General features: G+C 69.0%; 21 protein-coding genes, 1 pseudogene and 1 riboswitch. Of the genes and pseudogenes, 5 read left to right on the top strand and 17 right to left on the bottom strand.

Annotated elements, in window-relative coordinates; translation table 11 throughout:
* Window positions 1-5 precede the first annotated feature (5 nt).
* From gcvP to AMYAL_RS0107690, 5 genes are all read right to left on the bottom strand, one after another.
* A complete protein-coding gene (gcvP, locus tag AMYAL_RS0107670; protein ID WP_020630728.1) occupies window positions 6-2,837 on the bottom strand; it encodes an aminomethyl-transferring glycine dehydrogenase in 2,832 nt (943 codons plus the stop codon).
* Between the two features lie 43 nt (window positions 2,838-2,880).
* A riboswitch (glycine riboswitch) is annotated at window positions 2,881-2,985 on the bottom strand.
* Between the two features lie 397 nt (window positions 2,986-3,382).
* Window positions 3,383-4,150 carry a 3-oxoacyl-ACP reductase gene (locus AMYAL_RS0107675; protein WP_020630729.1) on the bottom strand — a complete coding sequence of 256 codons (768 nt, stop codon included), beginning with the start codon at window positions 4,148-4,150 and terminating at the stop codon, window positions 3,383-3,385.
* Window positions 4,151-4,193: 43 nt separating this feature from the next.
* Window positions 4,194-5,555: an aldehyde dehydrogenase family protein gene (locus AMYAL_RS0107680; protein ID WP_020630730.1), complete on the bottom strand. Its 1,362-nt coding sequence runs from the start codon at window positions 5,553-5,555 to the stop codon at window positions 4,194-4,196.
* Entirely contained in the window at window positions 5,552-6,265 is a 714-nt protein-coding gene (locus AMYAL_RS0107685) for a gamma-glutamyl-gamma-aminobutyrate hydrolase family protein (RefSeq protein WP_020630731.1), read from the bottom strand. The genes AMYAL_RS0107680 and AMYAL_RS0107685 overlap by 4 nt, the downstream gene beginning before the upstream one ends.
* Complete coding sequence (locus tag AMYAL_RS0107690; protein WP_084702312.1) at window positions 6,246-7,610, bottom strand: glutamine synthetase family protein; 1,365 nt, start codon at window positions 7,608-7,610, stop codon at window positions 6,246-6,248. The genes AMYAL_RS0107685 and AMYAL_RS0107690 overlap by 20 nt, the downstream gene beginning before the upstream one ends.
* A 228-nt stretch (window positions 7,611-7,838) precedes the next feature.
* On the opposite strand from AMYAL_RS0107690, the gene AMYAL_RS0107695 reads away from it, so the two are divergent.
* Window positions 7,839-8,363: a YflT domain-containing protein gene (locus tag AMYAL_RS0107695; RefSeq protein WP_020630733.1), complete on the top strand. Its 525-nt coding sequence runs from the start codon at window positions 7,839-7,841 to the stop codon at window positions 8,361-8,363.
* A gap of 54 nt (window positions 8,364-8,417) precedes the next feature.
* On the opposite strand, the gene aspS is transcribed toward AMYAL_RS0107695, so the two are convergent.
* The 4 genes from aspS to AMYAL_RS0107715 all read right to left on the bottom strand — a co-directional run bounded on the left by aspS (window position 8,418) and on the right by AMYAL_RS0107715 (window position 14,487).
* A complete protein-coding gene (gene aspS, locus AMYAL_RS0107700) occupies window positions 8,418-9,671 on the bottom strand; it encodes an aspartate--tRNA(Asn) ligase (protein ID WP_020630734.1) in 1,254 nt (417 codons plus the stop codon).
* Window positions 9,672-9,950: 279 nt separating this feature from the next.
* A complete protein-coding gene (locus tag AMYAL_RS0107705) occupies window positions 9,951-12,743 on the bottom strand; it encodes a helix-turn-helix transcriptional regulator (protein ID WP_020630735.1) in 2,793 nt (930 codons plus the stop codon).
* A 179-nt stretch (window positions 12,744-12,922) separates the two neighbouring features.
* The gene (locus AMYAL_RS0107710; protein WP_020630736.1) at window positions 12,923-14,167 is read right to left on the bottom strand and encodes a DUF1700 domain-containing protein; all 1,245 of its coding nucleotides are present in this window, start codon (window positions 14,165-14,167) and stop codon (window positions 12,923-12,925) included.
* Complete coding sequence (locus AMYAL_RS0107715) at window positions 14,164-14,487, bottom strand: PadR family transcriptional regulator (RefSeq protein WP_005160429.1); 324 nt, start codon at window positions 14,485-14,487, stop codon at window positions 14,164-14,166. Before AMYAL_RS0107715 ends, AMYAL_RS0107710 begins: the two co-directional genes overlap by 4 nt.
* A 163-nt stretch (window positions 14,488-14,650) precedes the next feature.
* Between AMYAL_RS0107715 and AMYAL_RS0107720 the strand changes: the two genes are divergently transcribed.
* The 4 genes and pseudogenes from AMYAL_RS0107720 to AMYAL_RS50290 all read left to right on the top strand — a co-directional run.
* A complete protein-coding gene (locus tag AMYAL_RS0107720; RefSeq protein ID WP_005160428.1) occupies window positions 14,651-15,028 on the top strand; it encodes a GntR family transcriptional regulator in 378 nt (125 codons plus the stop codon).
* Entirely contained in the window at window positions 15,025-15,912 is an 888-nt protein-coding gene (locus AMYAL_RS0107725) for an ABC transporter ATP-binding protein (RefSeq protein WP_020630738.1), read from the top strand. The genes AMYAL_RS0107720 and AMYAL_RS0107725 overlap by 4 nt, the downstream gene beginning before the upstream one ends.
* A complete protein-coding gene (locus AMYAL_RS0107730) occupies window positions 15,909-16,598 on the top strand; it encodes a hypothetical protein (RefSeq protein WP_020630739.1) in 690 nt (229 codons plus the stop codon). Before AMYAL_RS0107725 ends, AMYAL_RS0107730 begins: the two co-directional genes overlap by 4 nt.
* Window positions 16,599-16,624: 26 nt before the next feature.
* Window positions 16,625-16,855, top strand: a pseudogene (locus tag AMYAL_RS50290) (DoxX family protein); the annotation flags it as partial.
* A gap of 137 nt (window positions 16,856-16,992) precedes the next feature.
* Here the strand turns inward: AMYAL_RS50290 and AMYAL_RS0107745 are convergent.
* From AMYAL_RS0107745 to AMYAL_RS0107780, 8 genes are all read right to left on the bottom strand, one after another.
* Window positions 16,993-18,183 carry an MAB_1171c family putative transporter gene (locus AMYAL_RS0107745; RefSeq protein ID WP_020630741.1) on the bottom strand — a complete coding sequence of 397 codons (1,191 nt, stop codon included), beginning with the start codon at window positions 18,181-18,183 and terminating at the stop codon, window positions 16,993-16,995.
* A complete protein-coding gene (locus AMYAL_RS0107750) occupies window positions 18,180-18,743 on the bottom strand; it encodes an ImmA/IrrE family metallo-endopeptidase (RefSeq protein WP_020630742.1) in 564 nt (187 codons plus the stop codon). Before AMYAL_RS0107750 ends, AMYAL_RS0107745 begins: the two co-directional genes overlap by 4 nt.
* The gene (locus AMYAL_RS0107755; protein WP_020630743.1) at window positions 18,744-19,184 is read right to left on the bottom strand and encodes a helix-turn-helix domain-containing protein; all 441 of its coding nucleotides are present in this window, start codon (window positions 19,182-19,184) and stop codon (window positions 18,744-18,746) included.
* A gap of 68 nt (window positions 19,185-19,252) precedes the next feature.
* The gene (gene mutM / locus AMYAL_RS0107760) at window positions 19,253-20,113 is read right to left on the bottom strand and encodes a bifunctional DNA-formamidopyrimidine glycosylase/DNA-(apurinic or apyrimidinic site) lyase (protein ID WP_020630744.1); all 861 of its coding nucleotides are present in this window, start codon (window positions 20,111-20,113) and stop codon (window positions 19,253-19,255) included.
* A gap of 199 nt (window positions 20,114-20,312) precedes the next feature.
* Entirely contained in the window at window positions 20,313-21,665 is a 1,353-nt protein-coding gene (locus AMYAL_RS0107765; RefSeq protein ID WP_026466838.1) for a polysaccharide lyase 6 family protein, read from the bottom strand.
* A gap of 111 nt (window positions 21,666-21,776) precedes the next feature.
* Window positions 21,777-22,523 (bottom strand): ribonuclease III, encoded by a 747-nt coding sequence (gene rnc / locus AMYAL_RS0107770; protein WP_020630746.1) that lies wholly within the window; start codon window positions 22,521-22,523, stop codon window positions 21,777-21,779.
* A gap of 16 nt (window positions 22,524-22,539) precedes the next feature.
* Window positions 22,540-22,722: a 50S ribosomal protein L32 gene (gene rpmF / locus AMYAL_RS0107775; protein ID WP_005160412.1), complete on the bottom strand. Its 183-nt coding sequence runs from the start codon at window positions 22,720-22,722 to the stop codon at window positions 22,540-22,542.
* A gap of 72 nt (window positions 22,723-22,794) precedes the next feature.
* Window positions 22,795-23,412 carry a YceD family protein gene (locus AMYAL_RS0107780; RefSeq protein ID WP_020630747.1) on the bottom strand — a complete coding sequence of 206 codons (618 nt, stop codon included), beginning with the start codon at window positions 23,410-23,412 and terminating at the stop codon, window positions 22,795-22,797.
* Window positions 23,413-23,415: the final 3 nt, after the last annotated feature.

Raw genomic sequence — 23,415 nt, forward strand, 5'->3', positions numbered from 1 at the left:
GTGCCTCAGTTCTCGTAGGCGTTGAGCGGCGGGCAGGAGCAGACGAGGTTACGGTCCCCGCGGGCGCCGTCGATGCGACGCACCGGGGGCCAGTACTTGGCCTTGCGGTTCACTCCGGCGGGGTACACCGCCAGTTCGCGGTCATACGGCAGGTCCCAGTCGCCGACCAGGGTTTCCGCGGTGTGCGGGGCGTTGCGCAGCGGGCTGTTGTCCGCGGCCCACTTGCCCTGCGCGACGGCGTCGATCTCCGCGCGGATGGCGATCATCGCCGCGATGAAGCGGTCGATCTCGCCGAGGTCCTCGGATTCGGTCGGCTCGACCATCAGCGTGCCCGCGACCGGGAACGACATGGTCGGGGCGTGGAAACCGTAGTCGATCAGGCGCTTCGCGACGTCGTCCACGCTGACGCCGGTCTCCTTGGTGAGCCCGCGCAGGTCGAGGATGCACTCGTGCGCGACGAGGCCGTCCTGGCCGGTGTAGAGCACCGGGTAGTGCTGGTTGAGGCGCTTGGCCACGTAGTTCGCGGCGAGGACGGCGACCTGGGTCGCGGCGGTGAGCCCGCCCGCGCCCATCATGCGGACGTACGCCCAGGAGATCGGCAGGATCGACGCCGAGCCGTACGGGGCCGCGCTGATCGGGCCGACACCGGTTTCGGGACCAGCCTTCTCCAGCAGTGGGTGGTTCGGCAGGTACGGCGCGAGGTGCGCGCGCACCGCGACCGGGCCGACGCCGGGGCCGCCGCCACCGTGCGGGATGCAGAAGGTCTTGTGCAGGTTCAGGTGCGAGACGTCGCCGCCGAACTCACCCGGCTTGGCCAGCCCCAGCAGCGCGTTGAGGTTCGCGCCGTCGACGTAGACCTGGCCGCCCGCGTCGTGGACGATCTTGGCCAGCTCGTCGATGCCGTTCTCGTACACGCCGTGCGTCGACGGGTACGTGACCATGATCGCGGACAGCGTGTCGCGGTTGGCCTCGACCTTGGCGCGCAGGTCTTCGAGGTCGACGTTGCCCTCGTCGGTGCACTTGACCACGACGACGCGCATCCCGGCCATCACCGCGGAGGCGGCGTTCGTGCCGTGCGCGGACGACGGGATCAGGCAGACCTCGCGCTCGGCCTGGCCGTTCGCGTGGTGGTACGCGCGGATCGCGAGCAGGCCGGCGAGCTCGCCCTGGCTGCCCGCGTTCGGCTGCAGCGACACCTTGTCGTAGCCGGTGACCTCGGCCAGCCAGCTCGACAGCTGCTCGACCAGCACGTGGTAACCCTCGGCCTGGTCGGCGGGGGCGAACGGGTGGATACCCGCGAACTCGCGCCAGCTGATCGGCTCCATCTCGGTGGTGGCGTTGAGCTTCATCGTGCAGGAACCGAGCGGGATCATGCCGCGGTCGAGCGCGTAGTCCAGGTCCGAAAGGCTGCGCAGGTAGCGCAGCATCGCGGTCTCGGAGCGGTGCGAGTGGAAGACCTCGTGGGTGAGGTAGTCGCTCTCGCGGTTCAAGCCGCTGGGCAGGGCCTGCGCGTCTTCGGCCTTGTTCTCGATGCCGAAGGCGTTGAGGACCTTGGCGATGATCGCGGGCGTGGTGACCTCGTCGACGGCGATGCGGACGTGGTCGGCGTCGACCGGGCCGAGGTTGATCCCGTTCTCGCGCGCGACCGCGACGACCGCTTCGGCCTGGCCGGGCATGCGCGCGAGGACGGTGTCGAAGAAGCCTTCGTGCACGACCTCGACGCCACCGGCGCGCAGGGCGCCTGCCAGTCCGGCGGCGAGCTCGTGGACGCGGGTCGCGATGCGCTTGAGGCCGTCCGGACCGTGGTAGACCGCGTACATCGCGGCGAGCACGGCGGGCAGGACCTGCGCGGTGCAGATGTTGGAGGTCGCCTTCTCGCGGCGGATGTGCTGCTCGCGGGTCTGCAGGGCGAGGCGGTACGCGGGGTTGCCGTCGGCGTCGACCGAGACCCCGACCAGGCGGCCCGGCAGCGAACGCTCGAGCCCGGCGCGGACGGCCATGAACCCGGCGTGCGGGCCGCCGTAGCCGAGCGGGACACCGAAGCGCTGGGTCGAACCGGCGGCGATGTCGGCGCCGAACTCACCCGGCGCGGTGACCAGTGTGAGAGCGAGCAGGTCGGCGGCGACGGTGTACAGCGCGCCGGCGGCCTTCGCCGTCTCGGAGATGGCGGAGTAGAAGCCCGCCCCGCGCAGTACGCCGGACGCGCCCGGATACTGGACGACGACGCCGAAGAACTCCTCCGGCAGGCCGGTGAGCAGGTCGCGGACCTCGACCTCGACGCCCATCGCCTCGGCGCGGGTGCGCACGACGGCGATGGTCTGCGGCAGGCACTCGGCGTCGAGGACGACCTTGTTCGACTTCGCCTTCGACGCGCGGCGCATCAGCATGACGGCCTCGGCGACGGCGGTGGACTCGTCGAGCAGCGAGGCGTTCGCGGTGGCGAGACCGGCCAGCTCGGAGACCATGGTCTGGAAGTTGAGGAGGGCTTCGAGACGGCCCTGCGAGATCTCCGGCTGATACGGCGTGTACGCCGTGTACCAGGCCGGGTTCTCCAGCACGTTGCGGCGGATGACCGCCGGGGTGACCGTGTCGTGGAAGCCGAGGCCGATCATCTGCGTCATCGGCTTGTTGAGCGCGGCGAGCGCGCGAAGCTCCGCGATGGCGTCCTCTTCGGACGCGGCGGGGGGAAGTTCGAGGTCACGGGTGACCCGGATCGCGGCCGGGACCGCGGCGGCCACCAGGGCATCGAGACTGCCGTAGCCGACCTCGGCGAGCATCTTGGCCTGCTCGGACTCCGAGGGGCCGATGTGCCGGTCGTCGAAGGACGTACTGGTCAAGGGAGCTCCTTTACTCAGGCGCCGGATAGACCGGTGCGCTGGGAACTCCCCCTCTGTCATGGCACCTGAGAGTTTCACCACCCGTGGGAAGGGTGGCTTTCACCTTGGGTGAGGCGCACTTGCGCGCCTGCTTTCCAGAGTGGCCTCGCGGAAGCGGTAGTGGCTACCTGAGAGATTCCGGGGAGTTTGCTCCTTCGGTGCCCCACCACGTTCGTGGGGGCTCTCCCGCTCCAGCTCGACGGCCCGATCTGCAGTTGTGCGCACACCGTACCTGGCGTGTTCAGCGCCCGTCTACTTCAGGCCGGGCACGTCACTTGTCCCGTTCGCCCGGACACCCGCGGTGCCCGGACGGCACTCGCGTGATCAGAGCCGGAACTCGCGTGACGGAAGCCGGAACTCGTGAGTCACGGCTCTGATCACGCGAGTCACGGGCCTGATCACGCGAGTCACGCGTTCTCCATCAAGTCCGTGAAGGCCTCCTTGAGGGACTCAGAGTCCCTCAAGGAGGCCTTCACGGACTTGGGCAGCGCGACCAGGGCAGCGGGTTAGAGGGGGGTGACGTAGGCGCCGGAGATGCCGCCGTCCACCAGGAACTGCGAAGCGGTGATGAACGAGGCGTCGTCGCTCGCCAGGAAGGCGACCGCGCCCGCGATCTCGTCCGGTTCCGCGAACCGCCCGACCGGCACGTGCACCAGCCGCCGCGCCGCCCGTTCGGGGTCCTTCGCGAAGAGTTCCTTCAGCAGCGGCGTGTTCACCGGACCGGGGCACAGCGCGTTGACCCGGATGTTCTCCCGCGCGAACTGCACGCCCAGCTCCCGGCTCATCGCCAGCACCCCGCCCTTGGACGCGGTGTAGGAGATCTGCGACGTCGCCGCGCCCATCACCGCGACGAACGAAGCCGTGTTGATGATCGAGCCCTTGCCCTGCCGCCGCATATGGGGCAGCACCGCCTTGCAGCACAGGTACACCGAGGTCAGGTTGACCTTCTGCACCCGCTCCCAGGCGTCGATGCCGGTGGTGAGGATCGAGTCGTCCTCGGGCGGGGAGATGCCGGCGTTGTTGAACGCGACGTCGACCGAGCCGAATTCGTCCACGGCGGTCTGGAACAGGGCCTCGACCTGGTCGGCGTCGGTGACGTCGGCCTGCACGAACAGGCCGCCGACCTCGTCTGCCGCGGCTTTGCCCGCATCGGCGGAGATGTCGCCGATGACGACCTTCGCGCCCTCGCTCGCCAGCCGCCGCGCGGAGGCGAGGCCGATGCCACCGCTGCCGCCGGTGATGACCGCGACGCGGCCTTCGAAACGCTGCACCACTTATTCCTCCGTGCTGATGGTCTTGATACGAAAAGAGACCTGCTCACTCTGTGCTGATAAAGAGGTTCTTGGTCTCGGTGAAGGCGTCGACAGCGTCCGGGCCGAGCTCGCGGCCCAGCCCGGACTGCTTGAATCCGCCGAACGGCGTCCAGTACCGGACGGACGAATGCGAGTTGACCGAAAGGTTCCCGGCTTCGACGCCGCGTGCGACGCGGAAAGCGCGGCCGACGTCGCGGGTCCAGATCGAGCCGGACAGGCCGTACTCGGTCTGGTTGGCCATGGTGATCGCGTCCGTCTCGCCGTCGAACGGGACCACCGCGACGACCGGGCCGAAGATCTCGTCCGACGCCAGCGGATGCCGCAGGTCCGGCGGGGTGACGACGGTCGGCGCGAACCAGTATCCCGGTCCGGTGGGCGCGCTGCCCCGGAACGCGACCGGCGCGGCGTCGTCCACATAGGACGACACCTTCGCGTGATGTCCCGCCGAGATCAGCGGCCCCATCTCGGTCACTTCCAGCCGTGGGTCCCCGACGACGACCCCGTTCACGGCGGGTTCCAGCAGCTCCATGAACTTCTCGTACACGCTCGACTGGACCAGGATCAGCGACCGCGCGCAGCAGTCCTGCCCGGCGTTGTCGAACACGCCGTAGGGCGCCTTCGCCGCGGCCTTTTCCAGATCGGAATCGGCGAAGACGATGTTCGCGTTCTTGCCGCCGAGCTCCAGCGTCACGCGCTTCACCCGCGCGGCGCAGCCCGCCATGATCTGCTTGCCGACCTCGGTGGAGCCGGTGAACACCACCTTCCGCACCGCCGGGTGGTCCACGAACCGCTGTCCCACCACGGAGCCCTTGCCGGGAAGTACCTGGAAGACGTCCGCGGGGATCCCGGCCTCACGGGCCAGTTCGCCGAGCCGGATCGCGGTCAGCGGGGTGAGTTCGGCGGGTTTGAGCACGACGGTGTTCCCGGCGGCGAGCGCGGGCGCGAACCCCCAGCCCGCGATGGGCATCGGGAAGTTCCACGGCACGATCACCCCGACCACGCCGAGTGGCTCGTGGAACGTCATGTTCACGCCACCGGGGACCGGGATCTGCCTGCCTGCCAGCCGTTCGGGTGACGCCGAGTAGTACGTCAGCACGTCGCGGACGTTGCCCGCTTCCCAGCGCGCGTTGCCGATCGTGTGACCGGCGTTGACGACCTCCAGCCGGGCGAGGTTCTCGATGTCCGCGTCGACGGCGTCGGCGAACCGGCGCAGCAGCCGCGCCCGGTCGCCGGGGGCCACCGCACGCCAGGCGGGGAACGCCGCCTGCGCGCGGGCGATCGCCGCGTCGGTCTCCTCGGCCGAGGTCAGCTCGACCGACCTCACCACCTCTTCGGTGGCGGGGTTGATCACCTCGAACGTGGTCATGCGCGCTCCTTAGCGGCTTTCACCAGCGCTTCGAAAAGCCTGATGTCGTCGGGATTCTGTTCGGGATGCCACTGGACGCCGAGGACGAACCCGTCGCCGGGCCGTTCCGCCGCCTCGATGGTGCCGTCGGCGGCCCAGCCCGTGGCGACCAGCCCGTCGCCGAGCTTGTCGACGGCCTGGTGGTGATAACACGGCACCTTGGTCTCGGTGCCGAGGATCGACGCGACCCGGCTGCCTTCGGCGAGGGTCACGGTAGTCGTGCCGAAGGTCGCGGGCGCGGGCTGGTGATCCTTGGTGTCCAAAGTGTCCGGCAGATGCTGGGCGAGCGTCCCGCCGAAGGCGACGCTGAGCACCTGCAACCCGCGGCAGACGCCGAGCACCGGTTTGCCACCGTCCAAAGCGGACCGCAGCAGCCCGAACTCGAACTCGTCCCGGTCCGGCCTCGTGTACGTCGTCGCGTGCTGCTCCCGGCCGTAGCGGGCCGGGTCGATGTCGGCGCCGCCGACCAGCACGAGACCGTCCACAGCGGACATCAGCCGGTCGTGCGCGCCGCTCACCGGCGGCAGCAGGACCGGGACGCCGCCGGCCGCGACGATCCCGTCGACGTAGACCCGGTGGAGCAGGGCCGCTTCGGTCTCCCACACCAGGAACTTCGCGGGCTCCAGATAGGACGTGAGCCCGATCAGGGGCTCAGAGACGTTCGAACCCACGGATCCTCTCCCAATCGGTGACGGCGGCGTCGTACGCGGCGTTCTCGACCTTCGCCGCGTTCAGGTAGTGGTCGACGACTTCGTCCCCGAACGCGGTCCTGGCGAGTTCGCTCCGGTCCAGCAGGACCGCGGCCTCCCGCAGGGTCGCCGGCACCGTCGGCTTGTCCGAACCGTAGGCGTTGCCGTGGAACTCGGGCTCCGGTTTCAGTTCGTTCTCGATGCCGTGCAACCCGGCCGCGATCAGCGCGGACACCGCGAGGTACGGGTTCACGTCGCCGCCGGGGACCCGGTTCTCCGTGCGAAGCGAGTCTCCGTGCCCGACGACGCGGAGCGCGCATGTGCGGTTGTCGGTGCCCCACGCGACGGACGTCGGCGCGAAACTGCCGGGGACGAATCGCTTGTAGGAGTTGATGTTCGGCGCGAAGAAATAGGTCAGCTCCCGCAGTCCGGCGAGCTGGCCCGCGAGGAAGTGCTCCATCAGCGGGGAGAACCCGCCGGGACCGTCACCGGCCAGGACGGCCTCGCCCTCGGTGGAGCGCAGGCTGATGTGGATGTGACAGGAGTTGCCTTCACGTTCGTTGTACTTCGCCATGAACGTGAGGCTTTTGCCCTCCTGCGCGGCGATCTCCTTGGACCCGGTCTTGTAGATGCTGTGGTTGTCGCAGGTGGTGAGCGCGTCGGCGTAGCGGAAGGCGATCTCGTGCTGGCCGGGGTTGCACTCGCCCTTGGCCGACTCGACGTACAGGCCCGCGCCGCCCATGTCGTTGCGGATCCGGCGCAGCAGCGGCTCGATCCGCGAGGTGCCGAGCATCGAGTAGTCGACGTTGTACTGGTTGGCCGGGCGGAGGTCCTGATACCGCTTGTCCCAGGCCGACTCGAAGGTGTCGTCGAAGACGATGAACTCCAGTTCGGTGCCGACGTAGGCGGCGAGACCGCGCGCGGCCAGCCTGTCGAGCTGCCCGCGCAGGATCTGGCGGGGTGAGGGGGCCACGGCGCCGCCCTGCACCCGTTCGAGGTCGGCGAGGACGAGCGCGGTGCCCTCCTGCCACGGGAGCAGGCGCAGCGTGTCGAAGTCCGGGCGCAGGACGAAGTCGCCGTAGCCGGTCTCCCAGGACGACATCGCGTAGCCGTCCACGGTGTTCATGTCGACGTCGACGGCGAGCAGGTAGTTGCACGCTTCGGTGGCGTTCTCGACGACCTCGTTGAGGAAGTACTCGGCCGCGCAGCGTTTGCCCTGCAGCCTGCCCTGCATGTCGGTGATCGCCACCAGCACCGTGTCGACGGTGCCGTCCTCGACCAGTTCCCGGAGTCGATCCAGCGTGAGCATGCCGCGCCTGTTCCCCATCAGCCTCACCTAAAGGTTCGAAGCGGTACCTTTGCGGCTTCTTCCTACCGGGTCAGTCCGACCCGGTCAACTCAGCCAATGGTCTGATTCGTTACCCATTTCGTACCGTAGTCGGTCCCTGGGCGGATTGTCTGCGATGCCCGGCTGAGAAGATGCTGTGAATCCCGCCGCATCGGGAGGAGATCCGCGCATCCGGGACGTTGTACGGATCAAGAGAGGTGAGAAGGAATGACACAGGCATTCACGCAGCAGACCACGTTCACCGAGCCCCAGGGGCGGGCTCAGCTCCCGACGCTGCCCAGCGGGTGGCCGATCGGCTCCTACGAGTCGTACTCCGAAGCGCAGCGTGCGGTCGACCACCTCGCGGGAACGGACTTCCCGATCACCGACGTCACCATCGTCGGTGTCGAACCGATCCTCGTCGAGCGGATCGCCGGGCGGATGGGCTGGAGCAAGGTGCTCACCAGCTCGGCGCTGTCGGGCGCGATGTTCGGTGTGTTCCTCGGCCTCGTGCTGAGCCTGCTGAACCCCGGCGCCGGACTGGTGCCGATCCTCGTCGGCCTCGTCGGCGGTATCGGGTTCAACCTGCTGTTCGGCGCGCTGGGGTACGCGGCTTCGAAGAACAAGCGCGGGTTCATCTCGCAGAGCCAGCTGGTCGCCCGGCGCTACGACGTCCTGGCCCAGCCGCGCAACGCCGAGAAGGGCCGCGCCCTGCTGGCCGACCTGGCCGCCAGGAGCGCTTTCATCCACTGAGCCTCACCCCACACGCGAGCCGGCGCCTCTTCGGGAGGTGCCGGCTCGCGGCTTTCACGGGGTCAGGCGGTGCAGGTCACGCGGGAACAGCGTCGCCTGCCGGACGTTGGGCAGCCCCAGCAGCCGGGCCGTCCAGCGTTCGAGACCGAGCGCGAAGCCGCCGTGCGGCGGCATCCCGTGCGCGAAGACGGACAGGTAGTCCCGGTACGCCTCGGCGGGCTCCCCACGGGCGGCCAGCGCGGCGACGTAGTCCGCGTGCCGGTGCAGCCGCTGGCCCCCGGTCACCAGTTCCAGCCCGCGGAAGAGCAGGTCGAAACTGTTGGAGTACTCCGGCCGCGCCGGGTCCGGATGCGTGTAGAACGGCCGTTTCGCCATCGGATAGCCGGTGACGAACAGGAAGTCCGACCCGTGTTCGCGCAAGCCCCAGTCCGAAAGCAGCCGCTCGTGGGCGGGCGCGAGGTCGGGCTCCCCGCGTGGGTCCTCACCGGACAGCCGCGCGATCAGCTCCTGGGCTTCCGTGAAGTGGAGCTCCGGGATCTCCTCCGGCACCACGACCCCGGTCTCCGGGACGGCGGCGGCCATCCCCGCGATCGCCTCCCGCAGCACCGCCATCACGTCGTGGTGACCGTCGATGAAGCCGAGTTCCGCGTCGAGGCTGGTGTACTGCGCGAGATGCCGCGCGGTGTCGTGCGGTTCGGCGCGGAAGACGGGGCCGACCTCGTAGACCCGCTCGAACACCCCGGTCAGGGCTTGTTTGTAGAACTGCGGGGACTGCGCCAGGAAGGCCCGCTTCCCGAAGTAGTCGATGCCGAAGACGTTCGCGCCGGACTCGGTGGCCGACGAGACGATCTTGGGCGTCTGGGTTTCGGTGAACCCGAGCCCGTCCAGCGCCGACCGGAATCCGGCGACGCTCGCCGCCGCGATCGTGAAAGCCTCCTTCAGCCGCGGATGCCGCAACGCGACGGCGGCGTTGTCCAGCACCGTGGGCAACGTGGCTTGCACCGTGGGCCGGTAGAGGTCGAACGGCGGCGGTTCGGCGGGTTCGGAAAGCAGCCCGATCGACGGCCCGGTCAGTTCCAGGCCGCCGGGCGCCTGCGGGTTCGCGGTGACGAGGCCTTCGACCTCGACCACCGTCTCCTCCGGCGGGCCACCCGGTTCGGCGAGGACGACCTGGGCGAGCCCGGATCGGTCCCGGATCACCAGGAAGGTGACGGATTTCAGACGGCGACGGCGGTGCACCCAGCCGGCGATGCGGACAGAGCCGCCGACGTGCCGGGGCAGGTCGGCGACGAGGACACGCGAGATCATCACAACTCCTGTACGGATATGCGCGACCCCTTGGGAGTGCGGGCGAGAAGGGAACTCGCGGTACCACCGCACTTTCGCCGCCGCCCTGGACGAGCGGCGGCCTCGAAGGCCCGATGACGAGGGCCGGACGGCGGGGCATGGGGCGCGGACGCCGTTCCTCCCCGCACTCGGGAGGGTCTTCACCGAAGGGCGCGAGGCCGCCTTCCCAGCTACCGGCGGCTCTCTGGGTCTCGCGGGTTCCTTCGGCTACTCGTCTCCGTCAACGCGTTGCCGGGGAGGCTACGTCCTCCGGCGCCGTTCCCGCATCCGGAATTCGGCCCGCGCCAGCCCTCGCCGCCCGGCGATGCCGAGTTTCGCGTAGATCCGCCCGAGGTGCTTCTCGACCGCCTTCGGGGTGACGAACAGTTCCTGCGCGATCTCGCGGTTCGCATGTCCGGACGCCGCCAGATCCGCGACCAGCCGTTCGCTCGCGGTCAACGAGGACGGGTCGGCGGCGATCGCCCGTCGGGGCCGGTCCCCCAAGGCTTCCAACGCCTTGCCGGCGCGGGTGCGCAACACCGCCGAGCCGCATTCGGCGGCCAGCCGGATCCCGCGGTTGAGCGGGCTCCGCGCGTCCGTGCCCCGCCGGGCGGCCCGCATCGCCTCGCCGAGGTCGATCAGCGAACGGGCGAGGTGCAGCCGCGCCGGGGACCGCTCCAGCACCCCGACCGACTCGGAAAGCAGGTCCAGCCGCCGGTCACCGTCGGCGTGCGCGAGCAACCGGAGCGCGGCGCCGATCTCCGTCGCGGTCCCCCACTTCCGCGCGATGACCACCTGTTCCTCGGCCAGTTTCAGGGCGTGGTCCGACTCGCCGAGCAGCAGCGCGGCGCGCACGGCCGGGACCCGCCACGGAATGGTCGGCGGGTCGACGCCCACCGCGCGCATCTCGTCGCGCTGCAGGAACGCCTGCGTCCTGGCGAGCACGGGATTCCCGACGGCGAGCGCGATCAGCGCGCGGGGTTCGTGCAGCCACATCGTCGGCATCATCCTCGGACCGTCGCCGTGGTCGCCGTCGAACCGCGCCAGCACGTCGGCGGCGGCTTCCAGGTCACCGCGTTCCAAAGCGGCGTAGGCGAGGAAATGCGTCGCCGTCGCCCTCAGCGCGACCACCTGCGGCGACGGTTCTTCGGCGCCGATGGCGGCGAGCGCGCCCTCGGCTTCGGCCTCCATGACGGTCAAGTTGCCGAGCCGCCACTCGAGGAACAACGCGGCGTTGGCGACCATCGCGAACTCGACGGGCGAACCGTGCTCCCGCACCCGCTGCCGCGCGCGCTCGATCTCCCGTCCGGCTTCGTCGATCCCGTCGGCGGAGATCAGCGCGAGCATCGCGACCACCCAGCCGACCATCACGTCGATGCTTCCGGTTGCGTCTTCGAAGAAGGCGCCGTTGGCCAGCGCGCGGCAGGCGGTCTCGGCGACCTCGTCCGCGGGCCGGACCTCGTACCGTCCCATCTGCGCGAGCAGGCCGAGCAGGGTGCGCTCGTCGGGGGTGCCGCCGCTCAAGCTCGCGTACGCGCTCAGGTGATCGGACGCCGTCCGGCGATGGTGCGGCAGGAACGAGCGGATCACCGCGAGCCGCGCCTCCAGGTGCATCCGGCCCGGATCGCGCGGACCGCCAGGGCGGGCGGCGATCGCCTCGCGGAGTTCGGCGACGGCGGCTTCGGGCCCGTCGACGACCGTCGTGGCTGACGCGGCGGCCGCGACGAGTTCGGCGTCGGGAACACCGGCCGCCGCCAGCAGGAGTTGCCGTCGCGCTTCGACGGCCTCACCTGTGCGGAGCAGCGCGCGGCCGAGTTCGGCCCGCAGCGCCGCGTTGTCCGGGGTCTCCTCGACGGCCCGGCGCAGATGCGCGGCGGCTGTTCTCGGGTCGCCCGCCGAAAGCAAGGCGGCCGCGGCCTCGCGCAGGATCACGGCCGAGCCCGGCAAGGTGCCTCTCGGCGCCCGCACGAGATGTGCGGCGACCCGGTCCGCCGGCGCCTTCGCCGCGTACAGCGCCTTTGCGGCGCCACCGTGCAATGCCGCGCGGGCGACCGGGCCCAGGTCGGCGAGAACGGCCTCCCGGACGACAGGATGGACGAAGACGAGATGGTCGCCGTCGGCGGCGAACACGTTCGCCGAGCTCAGTGCCTCGACGGCCGCCGAAAGCCCGGTGACGTCCAGTTTCGCCAGCGCTCCGGCCTGCCACGGATCGCCGCCGGTGCCCAGGATCGCGACCGCGCCGGCGAGCGCGACGGCCTCGGCGGGCAGTCTGCCCAGCACCGCGCGGAAAACGGCGCTGGGGCCCAGTTTCCCGATCTTGGAGGCGGTCGCGGCACTGTCGACGGGCAGCCCGAGCGCGTCGAGTTCGCCGACGAGAACCCTTGTCAGGAAAGGGTTCCCGCCGCTGGCGGCATGCAGTGCGGTGACCACGGCCCAGGCCGGGAGCACCTCACGGGCGGCCACGAGTTCAGCGAGCGCTTCGGGCGAAAGCGCCTTCGGCACCACACGTTCGGTCTGCCGGGAAACGCTCAGCTGGGTCAGCGGCCCGGTGTGCTCCGCGGGCGGCCGGGTCGCCACGACGAGCACGATCGGCAGGTCGGCGATCCGGCGCGAAAGGTAGACGAGGAATCGCAGTGACGAAGGGTCCGCCCAGTGCGCGTCGTCGACCGTGATCAGCAGCGGCCGGGCCGACGAGAGGTCGACCACGACCCACCACAACGCGTGCAGCGTTCTCGCCAGTTCGGCCTCGCCCGGATCGGCGGCCGCGGCGTCGAGGATCTTCGTGCTGTGGCGCGAAACCGAATGCTCGACGAGCTGACGGACGACGCCCCAGGCCATCGCGGCTTCGAGCGCGTCACCGAAAGCCTGCAGCCTGCCGAACCCACGGCCCTTCGCCAGCGCCTGGGTTTCCTGGACCAGCCGGGTCTTGCCGATACCGGCCCGGCCTTCGATGACCACCACCCGGCCCTCGCCCGCCGTGGCGGAGTCGAGGGCCGCTTCGATCCTCCCGAGTTCGCATTCGCGTTCGAGGGTCGGCTCGTCGCGATGAGGCATTCGAAAAGGGTAGCGGTCACGCGGCGAGCCGAAAGAGCTCCGACAGGTCACATTCCGGCGAGAAATGGGAATGCCGCGAAAGTCACTTTCTCCATCCCCGACATCTTCGAAAGTGACTTTCGCGGCTCTCCCCGGATCGGGAGGAGGCGGCCCCCGACGCCCGCCTCCACCCGGACCACCTAGCGCGTCGGCTGGGTGGAGTTCGACGGCGGCGCCGGGGTCGAGGACGGCGGCGCCTGGGGAGTCGCGGAAGGCGGCACCGGTGCGATCTTCGGGATCGCCGCGCTGAACGGGACGTCGGCTTTTTCCTGGCAGAAGGCGCGGGAACCGTTGTAGCCGTTGACGTTCCCCTGGTCGTCCTGGACACCCCGCTCGACGCGCGGGCGCGGGTAGCGGTTGTCGTCGCCGACCTTCCGCTTCTCGCCCGTGTACCTCTCACACGCGTACCGGGTCGTGCTGAGCGGGCGGCCGTTCTCGTCGTAGAGATAGACATCCGTCAGCGGTTTGCCCTCGGCGTCGAACGCGTAGATGTTCTCCACTTCCTGGCTGCCGTAGTTCAGCTGCGGGTTGCCGTAGGTGTCGTTGTACGGCGTGTAGCCGTTTGTGTAAGGACCGTCGGAGTAGGAGCGCTTCGCGGCCAGATCGACGGCAGCGCCCACCCCGCCGAACATGCTGCCGATGACGAACGCCGAGATCGGCACGGCCAGCCACAGCAGCCGCCGGTCCGTCTTCAGTTTCGGCCCCGCCCAGACCACCGCGACGGCCGCCAGCAACATCAACGGCAGCAACAGAATGGCCTCGGTGTGCCGAAGCATGAGCAGCAGGCCGAACCCGACCAGCACCGCCGCGCAGAGCACCCACCACGCCGGTTTGAGCGCGCGGAAGTAGTCCAGTCCCTTGCCGTTCCGGTTGCTCTGGAACGACGTCACGATCTCGCGGAGCTTGATCACCTCAGGCAGTTCCGCGATCGAGGCGACACCTCGCCGGACCACGTAGGCGACACTGATCGCGAGCACGGGGGCGATGAAAAGCAGGCCCAGCAACGGTTCCACCCGGAGCAGCATCGCGGCCGCGAAGCCGAACAACGCGAACCCGCCCATGGAGAACACCAGGCCCCAGAACGCGAACCGTGCTCCGCCGATCCCGGTCTTCACCTTCAGGATGGCGGGCTTGTCGCCCGTCTCGGCCGGACGCGGCGGATATCCACCGGACGCGCGCAGTTCGGCGGCGTAGCTCTCAGGGCTGCCCAGACGCTCGATCAGGGCGTCGACCTTCGGGTTGTCCCCCAGCTCCGCCTCCATTTCGGCGAGGTGGGGCCGGACGTCTTCGAGGATCTCCTCGACTTCGCTCTCGGGCAGGTCGGCGAGCGCGCTCCTGACCCTCGCCAGATACACCCGCACGGCGGTCGGATTCTGCGTGCTCATGCTGCCTCTCCCAACAGGCTGTTCATTGTCGTGGCGAAAGTCCGCCAGGTCTGCCCCGACTCTTCGAGGCGCTGACGTCCGGGCTCGTTGAGGCTGTAGTACTTCCGGTGCGGGCCTTCTTCACTCGGCACCACGTAGGACGTCAGCAGGCCTGCCTTGTACAGCCGCCGGAGCGTCCCGTAGACCGAAGCGTCGCCCACTTCCTGCAACCCCGCGACCCGGAGTCTTCGGAGCACGTCGTAGCCGTAGCCGTCCTCCCCGCGAAGCACCGCGAGAACGGCGAGGTCCAGCACGCCTTTAAGTAGCTGACTGATCTCCACAGTCGCGTCCCTCCCAGTCTTACGCAACAGAAGGTACCACGCATTGCACAGTAGTGCGCAAGGCGGAAGCCACTTGCGCTCATCCGGTGGTTCATGGGTTACTTAGTCCAGTAATGAACCACCGCACCCACGAAGGGTGCCTGCGACTGGGGACGGAGGTGTCGTGCTCGACGAAGGAACACCGCTGTTCGTGCAGATCGCCGAACAGATCGCCGACGACATCGCCGAGGGAAGCCTGGCCGAGGGGGAACGCGTGCCGTCAACCAACGAACTCGCCGCCTTCTACCGGATCAATCCGGCGACGGCGGCCAAGGGAATCAACGTGCTCGCCGACGACGGGCTGCTGGAGAAGCGACGCGGTATCGGCATGTTCGTCGCCGGCGGCGCGCGGCAGAAGCTGCTCACCGACCGGCGGCAACGGTTCGCCGAGCAGTACCTCGACCCGATGCTCATCGAAGCGAGACGCCTCGGCATCGACGACGAAACCCTGATCTCGCTCATCCGCGGGAACGGACACCGGAACGGAGGACCCGCCGCATGACGCCGACCATTTCGACCACCGGCCTGACCCGGCGCTACGGCGACCACCTCGCGCTCGGCGATGTCTCGGTCGACATCCAAGAAGGCAAGATCACCGGCCTGCTCGGCCGCAACGGCGCGGGCAAGAGCACTTTCCTGCGCATCGTCACCGCGCAGGAGTTCGCCGGCGCGGGCTCGGTCCGCGTGTTCGGGGAGAACCCGGTGGAGAACGAGCGCGTGCTCCGGCGCATGGTGCTCGTCCGCGAGGACCAGCAGTTCCCGGACTTCAAGGTCCGGCACGCCATCACGACGGCGTCGTGGTTCTACCCGAACTGGGACGCCGAGCTGGCCGACACGCTGCTGGCCGACTTCGATCTGCCGCTGAAGCGCCCGATCAAGAAGCTCTCGCGAGGGATGCGCTCGGCGCTGTCGATCACGATCGGGCTCGCGGCCCGAGCGGAACTCACGCTGCTCGACGAGCCGTACGCGGGTCTCGACGCCGTCGCGCGGCAACTGTTCTACGACCGGTTGCTCGACGACTATTCGAGCCACCCGCGCACGGTCCTGCTCTCCACGCACCTGATCGACGAAGTGGCCGATCTGCTGGAGCACGTCGTGATGATCGACAAGGGCCGCGTCGTCCTCGACGCGCCCGCCGACGACCTGCGCGGCTCGGCCGCCACGGTCAGCGGGCCCGCCCTCGCGGTGGACGACTTCGTCGCCGGACGCCGGGTGCTGCACCGCCGCAAGATCGGCTCGCGGGCTTCGGTCACCGTCGCCGACGCGTTCGACGCCGCCGCGAAGGCGCGGGCTCAGGCCCTGCACCTGAAGCTGGAACCGTTGTCACTGCAGCAATTGATGGTGCACACCTCCAACGGACAGACCGCAGAGGAGGCGTCCGCATGAACACCCTGATCAACGTCGCGCGCTATCACCTGGTGGACCGGCTGCAGTACCTGGTCCTCCCGGTCGGCGTCACCCTCTTCGCCTTCTCGGTGAACCTCGTCATCTTCTCGGTGATCCCCGAAAAACCCGAGCAGAACTACTCCGGCGGCCTGCTCACGCTGTTCGTGTTCATGCTCGTCTGCGGTGCCTTGAGCATGACGAAGTCGCTGCCGTTCGGGCTGACGCTCGGTGTGTCGCGGCGGTCGTACTACCTGGGCACGGTCCTGCTGGTCGCCGGGCTCTCCGCGGTGTACGCGGCGGGGATAGCCGTGTTCCAGGCGATCGAGGACGCGACCGGCGGCTGGGGGCTCGGGCTCAACTACTTCCGGGTGCCCTGGGTGCTCGACGGCCCCTGGTACCTGACCCTGCTCACGGCGTTCGTGTTGCTGACGCTGATGTTCCTCTACGGCATGTGGTACGGCCTGATCTACCGGCGCGCTTCGGTGCTGGGCGTGGTCTTGTTCGCCGCCGCGCAGGTGCTGGTGCTGGTGGGCGCGGTGCTGGTGCTCAGCTGGACCGACTCGTGGTCGAAGCTCGGCACGTTCTTCGGCACGCTGACCGTCGGCGGCCTGACCGGGGTGCTCGCGCTGCTGGTCTGCGTCGCCGGTGCCGGCGGATTCGCCACGATCCGCCGCGTCACGGTCTGAAGTCCTTCCGCACCAAGGAGTTCGTGATGGCTGTGGTTTCCGTCGTGCTTTCCGTCCTGCTGGCCGCGATCTTCGCCGTACTGGGGGTGGCGAAGGTCCTGCGTCAGCCGTCGTCGATCTCCCGGACCGAAAGGCTCGGCTTCTCGGTCCGGGAGATCCAGGGGATCGGCGCTCTCGAAATCGCCGGGGCCGCGGGCCTGGTCGGCGGGTTCTTCCGGCTCCCGCTGGGGATCGCCGCGGCGATCGGCCTCACCGGGGTCTTTTCCGGCTGGCGAACGGCGACTTCGGGTGTCGCGAAAGCCACTTTCGAGACACCTGACGTCCTGAAAGTGGCTTTCGCGCCACGGGGGCGCGGCCGGCGGACACCGGGCCGAGGCTGCGGCGTTCGTGGCAGTCATGCCTGGACGGCAACGGATTCCCGCGCCCGGTCCCGGATGCGACCGACCACTGTGGACCGTCGCCAGGCATGCGTGACCTCCACCAGCCACGCCGCCTCGGTGGCGATGTCCGGCTCGTCGAGGTAGGTCGCCGGAACGTCGTCGGGGGCGTACCGGCGGCCCGCCTCGGAGGCGACGAGCGCGGCGGCCAGTGCCGCGGCCTCGATCGTCGCCGGGACACGGGCTTCGGGGATCTTCGCCTTGCGGGCCTCGGCTTCCGCGACCGGCGGGACGTCCGGGTCGAAGTAGGGGCGCAGCGCGAGATGACCGTCCCGGATTTCGATGACCCTGCGGTACAAGGCGAATTCGACACCGCCGGGCATACCGGGACCGGGGTCCAGCGCGATTCCGGGGACGGCTTCGCGCAGCGCGGTCCACAGCGGCTCGATGCGGCGGTAGGTCCGGTACATGCCGATCAGGCGGAACGGGGCCGCCAGCGCGGGCCCCCACACGCTGAGCGTGGCGCCCGCCCCGGCGAGCCCGACGCTCAGCGCCGCCAAGATCGCCGAGATCGTGTCCTCACCCGCGTTGACCTCGCCGGTGGTGGCGAGGACGTAGATGTCGTCGACGTCCCAGAAGGTCCAGGCCAGCGCGGACACCCCGCCACCGACGAGCAGCCACAGCCCGGTGCGAAGCGGACCGGGATCGGCATGACGCGCGAAGCGGGCGAAGACGATCGAGAAGGTCAGCAGGCTGATCAGGCCGTAAACGAGAAAGAGGACGTTGTACGCGACGAACCAGCCGAGCCTGCCCGGTCCGGCGGCGGTGTGCTCGCCGACGCGATAGCTGTCGGAGAGGAAGAAGAGCACGATCTCGGCGGCCACGACGGCCCAGGACAGCAACGCGTGCCAGCCGATCCGCTTGCCCTCCCCCAGTTTCAGCGAATGCGCGAACGCCACCGCGAAGGCCATCGCACCGATCTTGAGCACATCCGCGGCGAGATTCAGGAGACTGCCGATGGGCTCCTCGACCCCCACCGCGTTCTCCATGGCCGGGGTGAGCAGCATGATGCCGCCCGCGATGCACGTCCCGAACGCGCTGAGGAACCACATCCGCCGCAGCGGCTGGGTGTGGCGAGCCTGGATCAGCTTGTATCCGAAGCCCGCGAAAGCCACCACGCAGCAGAAGTACGCGATGGTCTCGGTCACGGCTGGCGACGCTTCCGGTTGCCGAAGAGGTTGTCGACCCTGGCCATCCCGCCGGCGAGATCGCTCCCGCTCTCGTCGAGGTGCGCCGCGCCGCGCACCGCCGTCCGGGAGACGCGTTGCGCCAGCAGGCTCGCCAGCAGCTCGGCCTCCTGTTCCTCGACGGCGCTGTATCCCGTGCGGCCCAGGACACGGCGGACGAGTTCGGGCGACAGGTTCGGCATGAGGGTCTTGCTGGCGGCGGCGTCGAGCGCGATCCCGTCGGCGCCCGCGTCCGAACCGACGTGGCCGCACAGCAGGTGGCCGACCTCGTGCAGGAGGATATGCCGCCGGTGCAGGGCGGTGGTGTTGGTCGGATAGAGGATGTAGTCGGCGCGTTCGGTGCTCATCAGCAGCCCGCACGGACCGCTGGAGGGGACGTTGACCTGCATCAATTCGATCGGGCGGCCGCGTTCGGCGGCCAGTTCGGCGATGAAGGCGTCGGCGTCGAAGGGCTCGGGAAGGCTCACACCGTCGGCGAGACTCCGGCAGCGGCGCCACAACTCCTTACGGCGGCGGTCCACTCACGCCTCCCTCTTCGGGCCGCCCCGTCCGGATTCCCTGCGGGCGATCGCGTCGATCATGTCGCTGATGGTGTCGAGTCCGTCGGGGGAAAGTGTTACGGCCCGCAGCGCGACATCGCGGACACCGGCGTCACGGAGAGCGCCGAGCAGCGCGAGCTCCTCGGCGATCTTGGCACTCTGCACGTCGTCGAAGAAATACGCCGGCGAGACGCCGAAGAACTGGGCGAGCGCCTCGAGGTGGCGTTTCGTGGGGTTGTCGCGGCGACCGGTGCGCAACTGCCACAGGTACGTCGTCGAGAAACTCTCGCCGGTGGCCTCTCGGCAGGCCTTGGCGACCTCCTCGTGGCTGTACGGTTCACGATCGGGTCTCAGCACGATCTGGAACAGCTTGTCGATCTTTTCGGCGAGCGTCGTCTTGCCGGGCTCGGTCGCGGCCACCATCCCACTCCCTACATGTCATGCCCGTTCATGCTAGTTGACGCGGTACCCGCATTCATACACGACAGTTTTCACCTCACGCGAGGGCGTGGCTGGCATCGCGGGCACGAGAACGACGAACGGTTCATGAAGGGGTCACGCCGGATCGCCGTCCCGCACCGGCCGCAGGGCAGGCCTTCCTGACCGTACGCGTCGAGGGAACGGTCGAAATAGCCGGATTGACCGTTGATGTTGACGTAAAGCGCGTCGAACGACGTCCCGCCCGCGACGAGCGCGGCGGCCATGACCTCACTGGCGGCGGTGAGCACCGTGCGCCCGTGCGCCGCGGTGAGCCTGTCGGTCGGGCGAGCCCAGTGGAGCTTGGACCGCCAGAGAGCCTCGTCGGCGTAGATGTTGCCGATGCCGGAGACGAGAGTCTGGTCGAGCAAGGCGCGTTTGATCTCGGTCCGCCTCGACCGCAGCGCGCGGACGGCCTGATCGAGATCGAAGCGCGGGTCCATCGGGTCGCGGGCGATATGCGCGATGGTGCCCGGCAAGGCTGTCCCGTCGACCTCGGTGAGTTCCGCGAGCGCGAGCCCGCCGAAGGTCCTCTGGTCGACGAAGCGCAGTTCGGGCCCGTTGTCGGCGAAGCGGAACCTCACGCGAAGGTGCTTCTCGTCGGGCGCGTCGTCGGGCTGGACGAGCATCTGGCCGCTCATGCCGAGGTGCGCGAGCATGGCCTGGCCGTCGGAGAGTTCCAGCCACAGATACTTGCCGCGGCGCCGGGCGGCGACGATCTTGGTGCCGGAGAGCCGTCCGGTGAAATCCTCGGCGCCGAGTTCGTGACGGCGGATCGCGCGGGCGTGCAGGACTTCGACGTCGGTGATCGTCCGGCCGGCGACATGCGCCTCGAGCCCGGCGCGGACCACCTCGACCTCGGGGAGTTCGGGCATGCCGTCGATTCTCCCACTGGGCGGCGGACAGCCTCGTGAGTGGTGAGGACGGTTCCAACCGAGACCGCGACGGTGAAGGAATCAGGACACTGAACGTCCCGATTCCTTCACCGTCGACTCCGGCGCTCGCCTTTCATGCAGGTCAGGCGCAGGTAGGCAAATACGCGCGTACCTGCGGTCAGTGAGGGGTGTGTGGGGATCAGGGAGCGAGCGGCCCCACGTCCGCCTTCGTCAACGCTTTCCGCGTCCCACCGGCCAGCAACTCGTCGGCCCCGACGTCGAACTTCCCCGACCGCGCCTGCAGATCGATGTCGGTCCCCGCGAAGGGATAGGACCCGACGCCGGCGTCGATCGCCGGGCTTCCCGCGGACAGCCGGAAGCCCTGCGTCAGCTTGGGATCGACGGCCTCGTACCCGCTCGAAGGCATCCCGGCGGGCCCGCCCCAGGCGATGTTCCCCTCGTACTTCACCTCCGAACCGCCCGGCATGCTCACGAGCGTTCCCGTCCCCTGCAGGATGTTGTTCGCCAGCACGCAATCCTTGGGTTTGAAAGCACCGCCGTCGCCGTGGATGCCGTCGGTGGTGCCGACCACGGTGTTGTACGCGACCACGACGCGGTCGGGCCGGTCGTGGAGCTTGCTGTCCGGTCCGCTGTCGGCCTCGTCGCCCGAGCCGAACACGATCCCGCGGTTCGCCGTGGAGTTCACGTAGTTGCCGACGATCTTGTGGTCGTTGCCGTGGAAGCGGATCCCGGACTTGCCCAGCAGGATGTTCCCCTCGACCACGCTGCGATCCCCGTGGCGCAGCACGATGAACCCGCGGCTGTCGCGGATCGTGTTGTACCGGACGACGTTGTCCGAAGACTTCACGGAAATCGCTTCGGAGTCCCCGTCAGCCTTCTCGAACAGGTTGTACTCGACGATCCCGCCTGCCGGGTACTTCTGGTGGTTGCTCAGCCCGAACCGGATCGACTCGCCGCCGTTCGACCCGGTGAACTGGTGGTTGAAGAAGTAGTTGTGGTGCACGCGGACGCGCTTCGCCATGTCGTCCGACCGCCCGAGCACCTGGAGGAAGACGCCTTGGCTGGTGCGGTTCTGCAGCACGTTGTGGTCGAACTCGGCGTCGTCGCCGTTGAGCGTGACCCAGTTGCCGCCGCTGGTGAGCTGGACGTCGAGCCGGGTCAGCCGGTTGTGCGTGCTGCCGGCGGGCACGCTCAGCGAACCGCCGTGCCGCAGCTTGAAGCCGCGCAGGACGACGTTCGACGCGTTCGAGGAGAACGAGAAGCCCGCGGATCCCTTGATCTCGGCCTTGCCGACGTTTTCCGCGGTGATCGTGATCGGCGCGCTCGCCGATCCGGACCGTTTGATCGAGATCGCCGAGCTCGCCGAGTAGCTTCCGTCGGCCAGCCGGATCTCATCGCCCGGCTGGGCCTTGTCGATCGCGGACTGCAACGCGCCGAGCGACGTCACTCGCACGACTTGAGCGGCCGAAGCCGTGGCAGGACCTGCCGTCAGTGCCAGCGCGGTCGCTGTGACAAGGCAGAAAAGACGCATCCGCCGACCTCTCGATAGGCGACCGGGAAGGTCGCATCAGTGGCGGCGGACTGCGTTGAGGTTACTGATTCACCGACTGAGACGTCAACGAGTCGTCCCGCTGAGGAGGACTCAGGTCGTCTTCGGCGGCTGCTCGATGTCGAGTTCGGCCGAAAGCTGGCGCCAGGCCGTCTCGGCGGCCTTCTGCTCGGCTTCCTTCTTGGTCGTCCCCGAGCCGTAGCCGAGTTCGCGACCGCCGACGAGGACGGTGGCGCTGAACTCCTTGCGGTGGTCGGGACCGGTGTCCTCGACCTTGTACTCGGGCACACCGAGCCCTGCCGACGCGGTCAGCTCCTGGAGACTGGTCTTCCAGTCCAGGCCGGCACCGCGCAGCGGCGCTTCGGCGAGCAGGCCGTCGAACAGGTGGTGCACGAGCTGGCGCGCGATCTCGATGCCGTGCTGCTGGTACGCGGCGCCGATGACGGCTTCGAGCCCGTCGGCGAGGATACTCGCCTTGTCCCGGCCGCCGGTGAGCTCTTCGCCCTTGCCCAGCAGCAGATGCGTACCCAGCCCGCCCTCACCGAGGCCGCGCGCGACCCGCGCCAGCGCGTGCATGTTGACCACGCTGGCACGAAGCTTCGCGAGCTGACCTTCGGCCAGGTCGGGATGCGTGTTGTAGAGGTGGTCGGTGACGACCAGACCCAGCACCGCGTCCCCGAGGAACTCCAGACGCTCGTTCGGCGGCAACCCACCGTTCTCATAGGCATAAGAACGGTGGGTCAGCGACAGCGTCAGCAGCTCGGGTTCGATGGTGATCCCGAGCGCTTCGAGCAGTGGTGCGGGGTCAGCGGGCGGTCCACCGGCCGATTTGCCCCCCATGTCGGTCAGCTGCCGATCAGGCGGGCTCGACGACCTGGCGACCGTTGTGCTGGCCGCAGGCCGGGCACGCGATGTGCTGGAGCTTCGGCTGCTTGCAGGCGCGGTTGGAGCAGGGCACCAGCTGAACCGGAGCCGCCTTCCACTGGCTGCGGCGCGCGCGGGTGTTGGATCGCGACATCTTCCGCTTCGGGACGGCCACGAGTAGATCTCCTTCAGACGGTCTGCCCGCGGTCGCGAGCGAACTTGCTTCTCCGGAACGAGCTGGTGCTCGTCAGGCTTGCTTTCCGGGGCCATCAGCCTGGTCATCTGCCGTTTCGTCGCCGAAACGCTTCACCAGCGTGGCCCACCGAGGGTCTATCTTCTCATGCCCGTGCCCAGGCTCGAGATCGGCCCACTTGACACCGCATTCGATGCACAGTCCCTGGCAGTCTTCGGTGCACAGCGGGGCCAGCGGCAGCGCGAGCACCACCGCGTCGCGGACCGTCGGCTCGAGGTCGATCCGGTCGTCCACCAGGCGGGGGATCTCGTCCTCGTCGGTGGTCTCCTCGGTCGAGGAGCCGGGATAGGCGAAGAGCTCGGTCAGGTCGACCTCGACGTCCACGGTGATCGGGTCGAGGCACCGCGAGCAGTGCCCCGTCGCGACGGCCGACGCCGTGCCGGTGACGAGCACGCCTTCGACGACGGATTCGAGCATCAGGTCGAGTTCGAGGCTGGAGCCGGCGTCGATGGTGATGACGTCGGGCACACCGAGCGCGGTCTCGACGGGAATGGCGCGTTGGACGGCCTTGCTCAGGCCGGCGTGACGGCCGAGTTCACGGGTGTCGAGCACCCACGGGTTCCGGTCGTCCAGTTGCGCAGGCCTGGCCTGCGGCGACTTGTTCTCAGACATCGG

The sequence above is a fragment of the Amycolatopsis alba DSM 44262 genome (assembly GCF_000384215.1).
Lineage (GTDB): Bacteria > Actinomycetota > Actinomycetes > Mycobacteriales > Pseudonocardiaceae > Amycolatopsis > Amycolatopsis alba.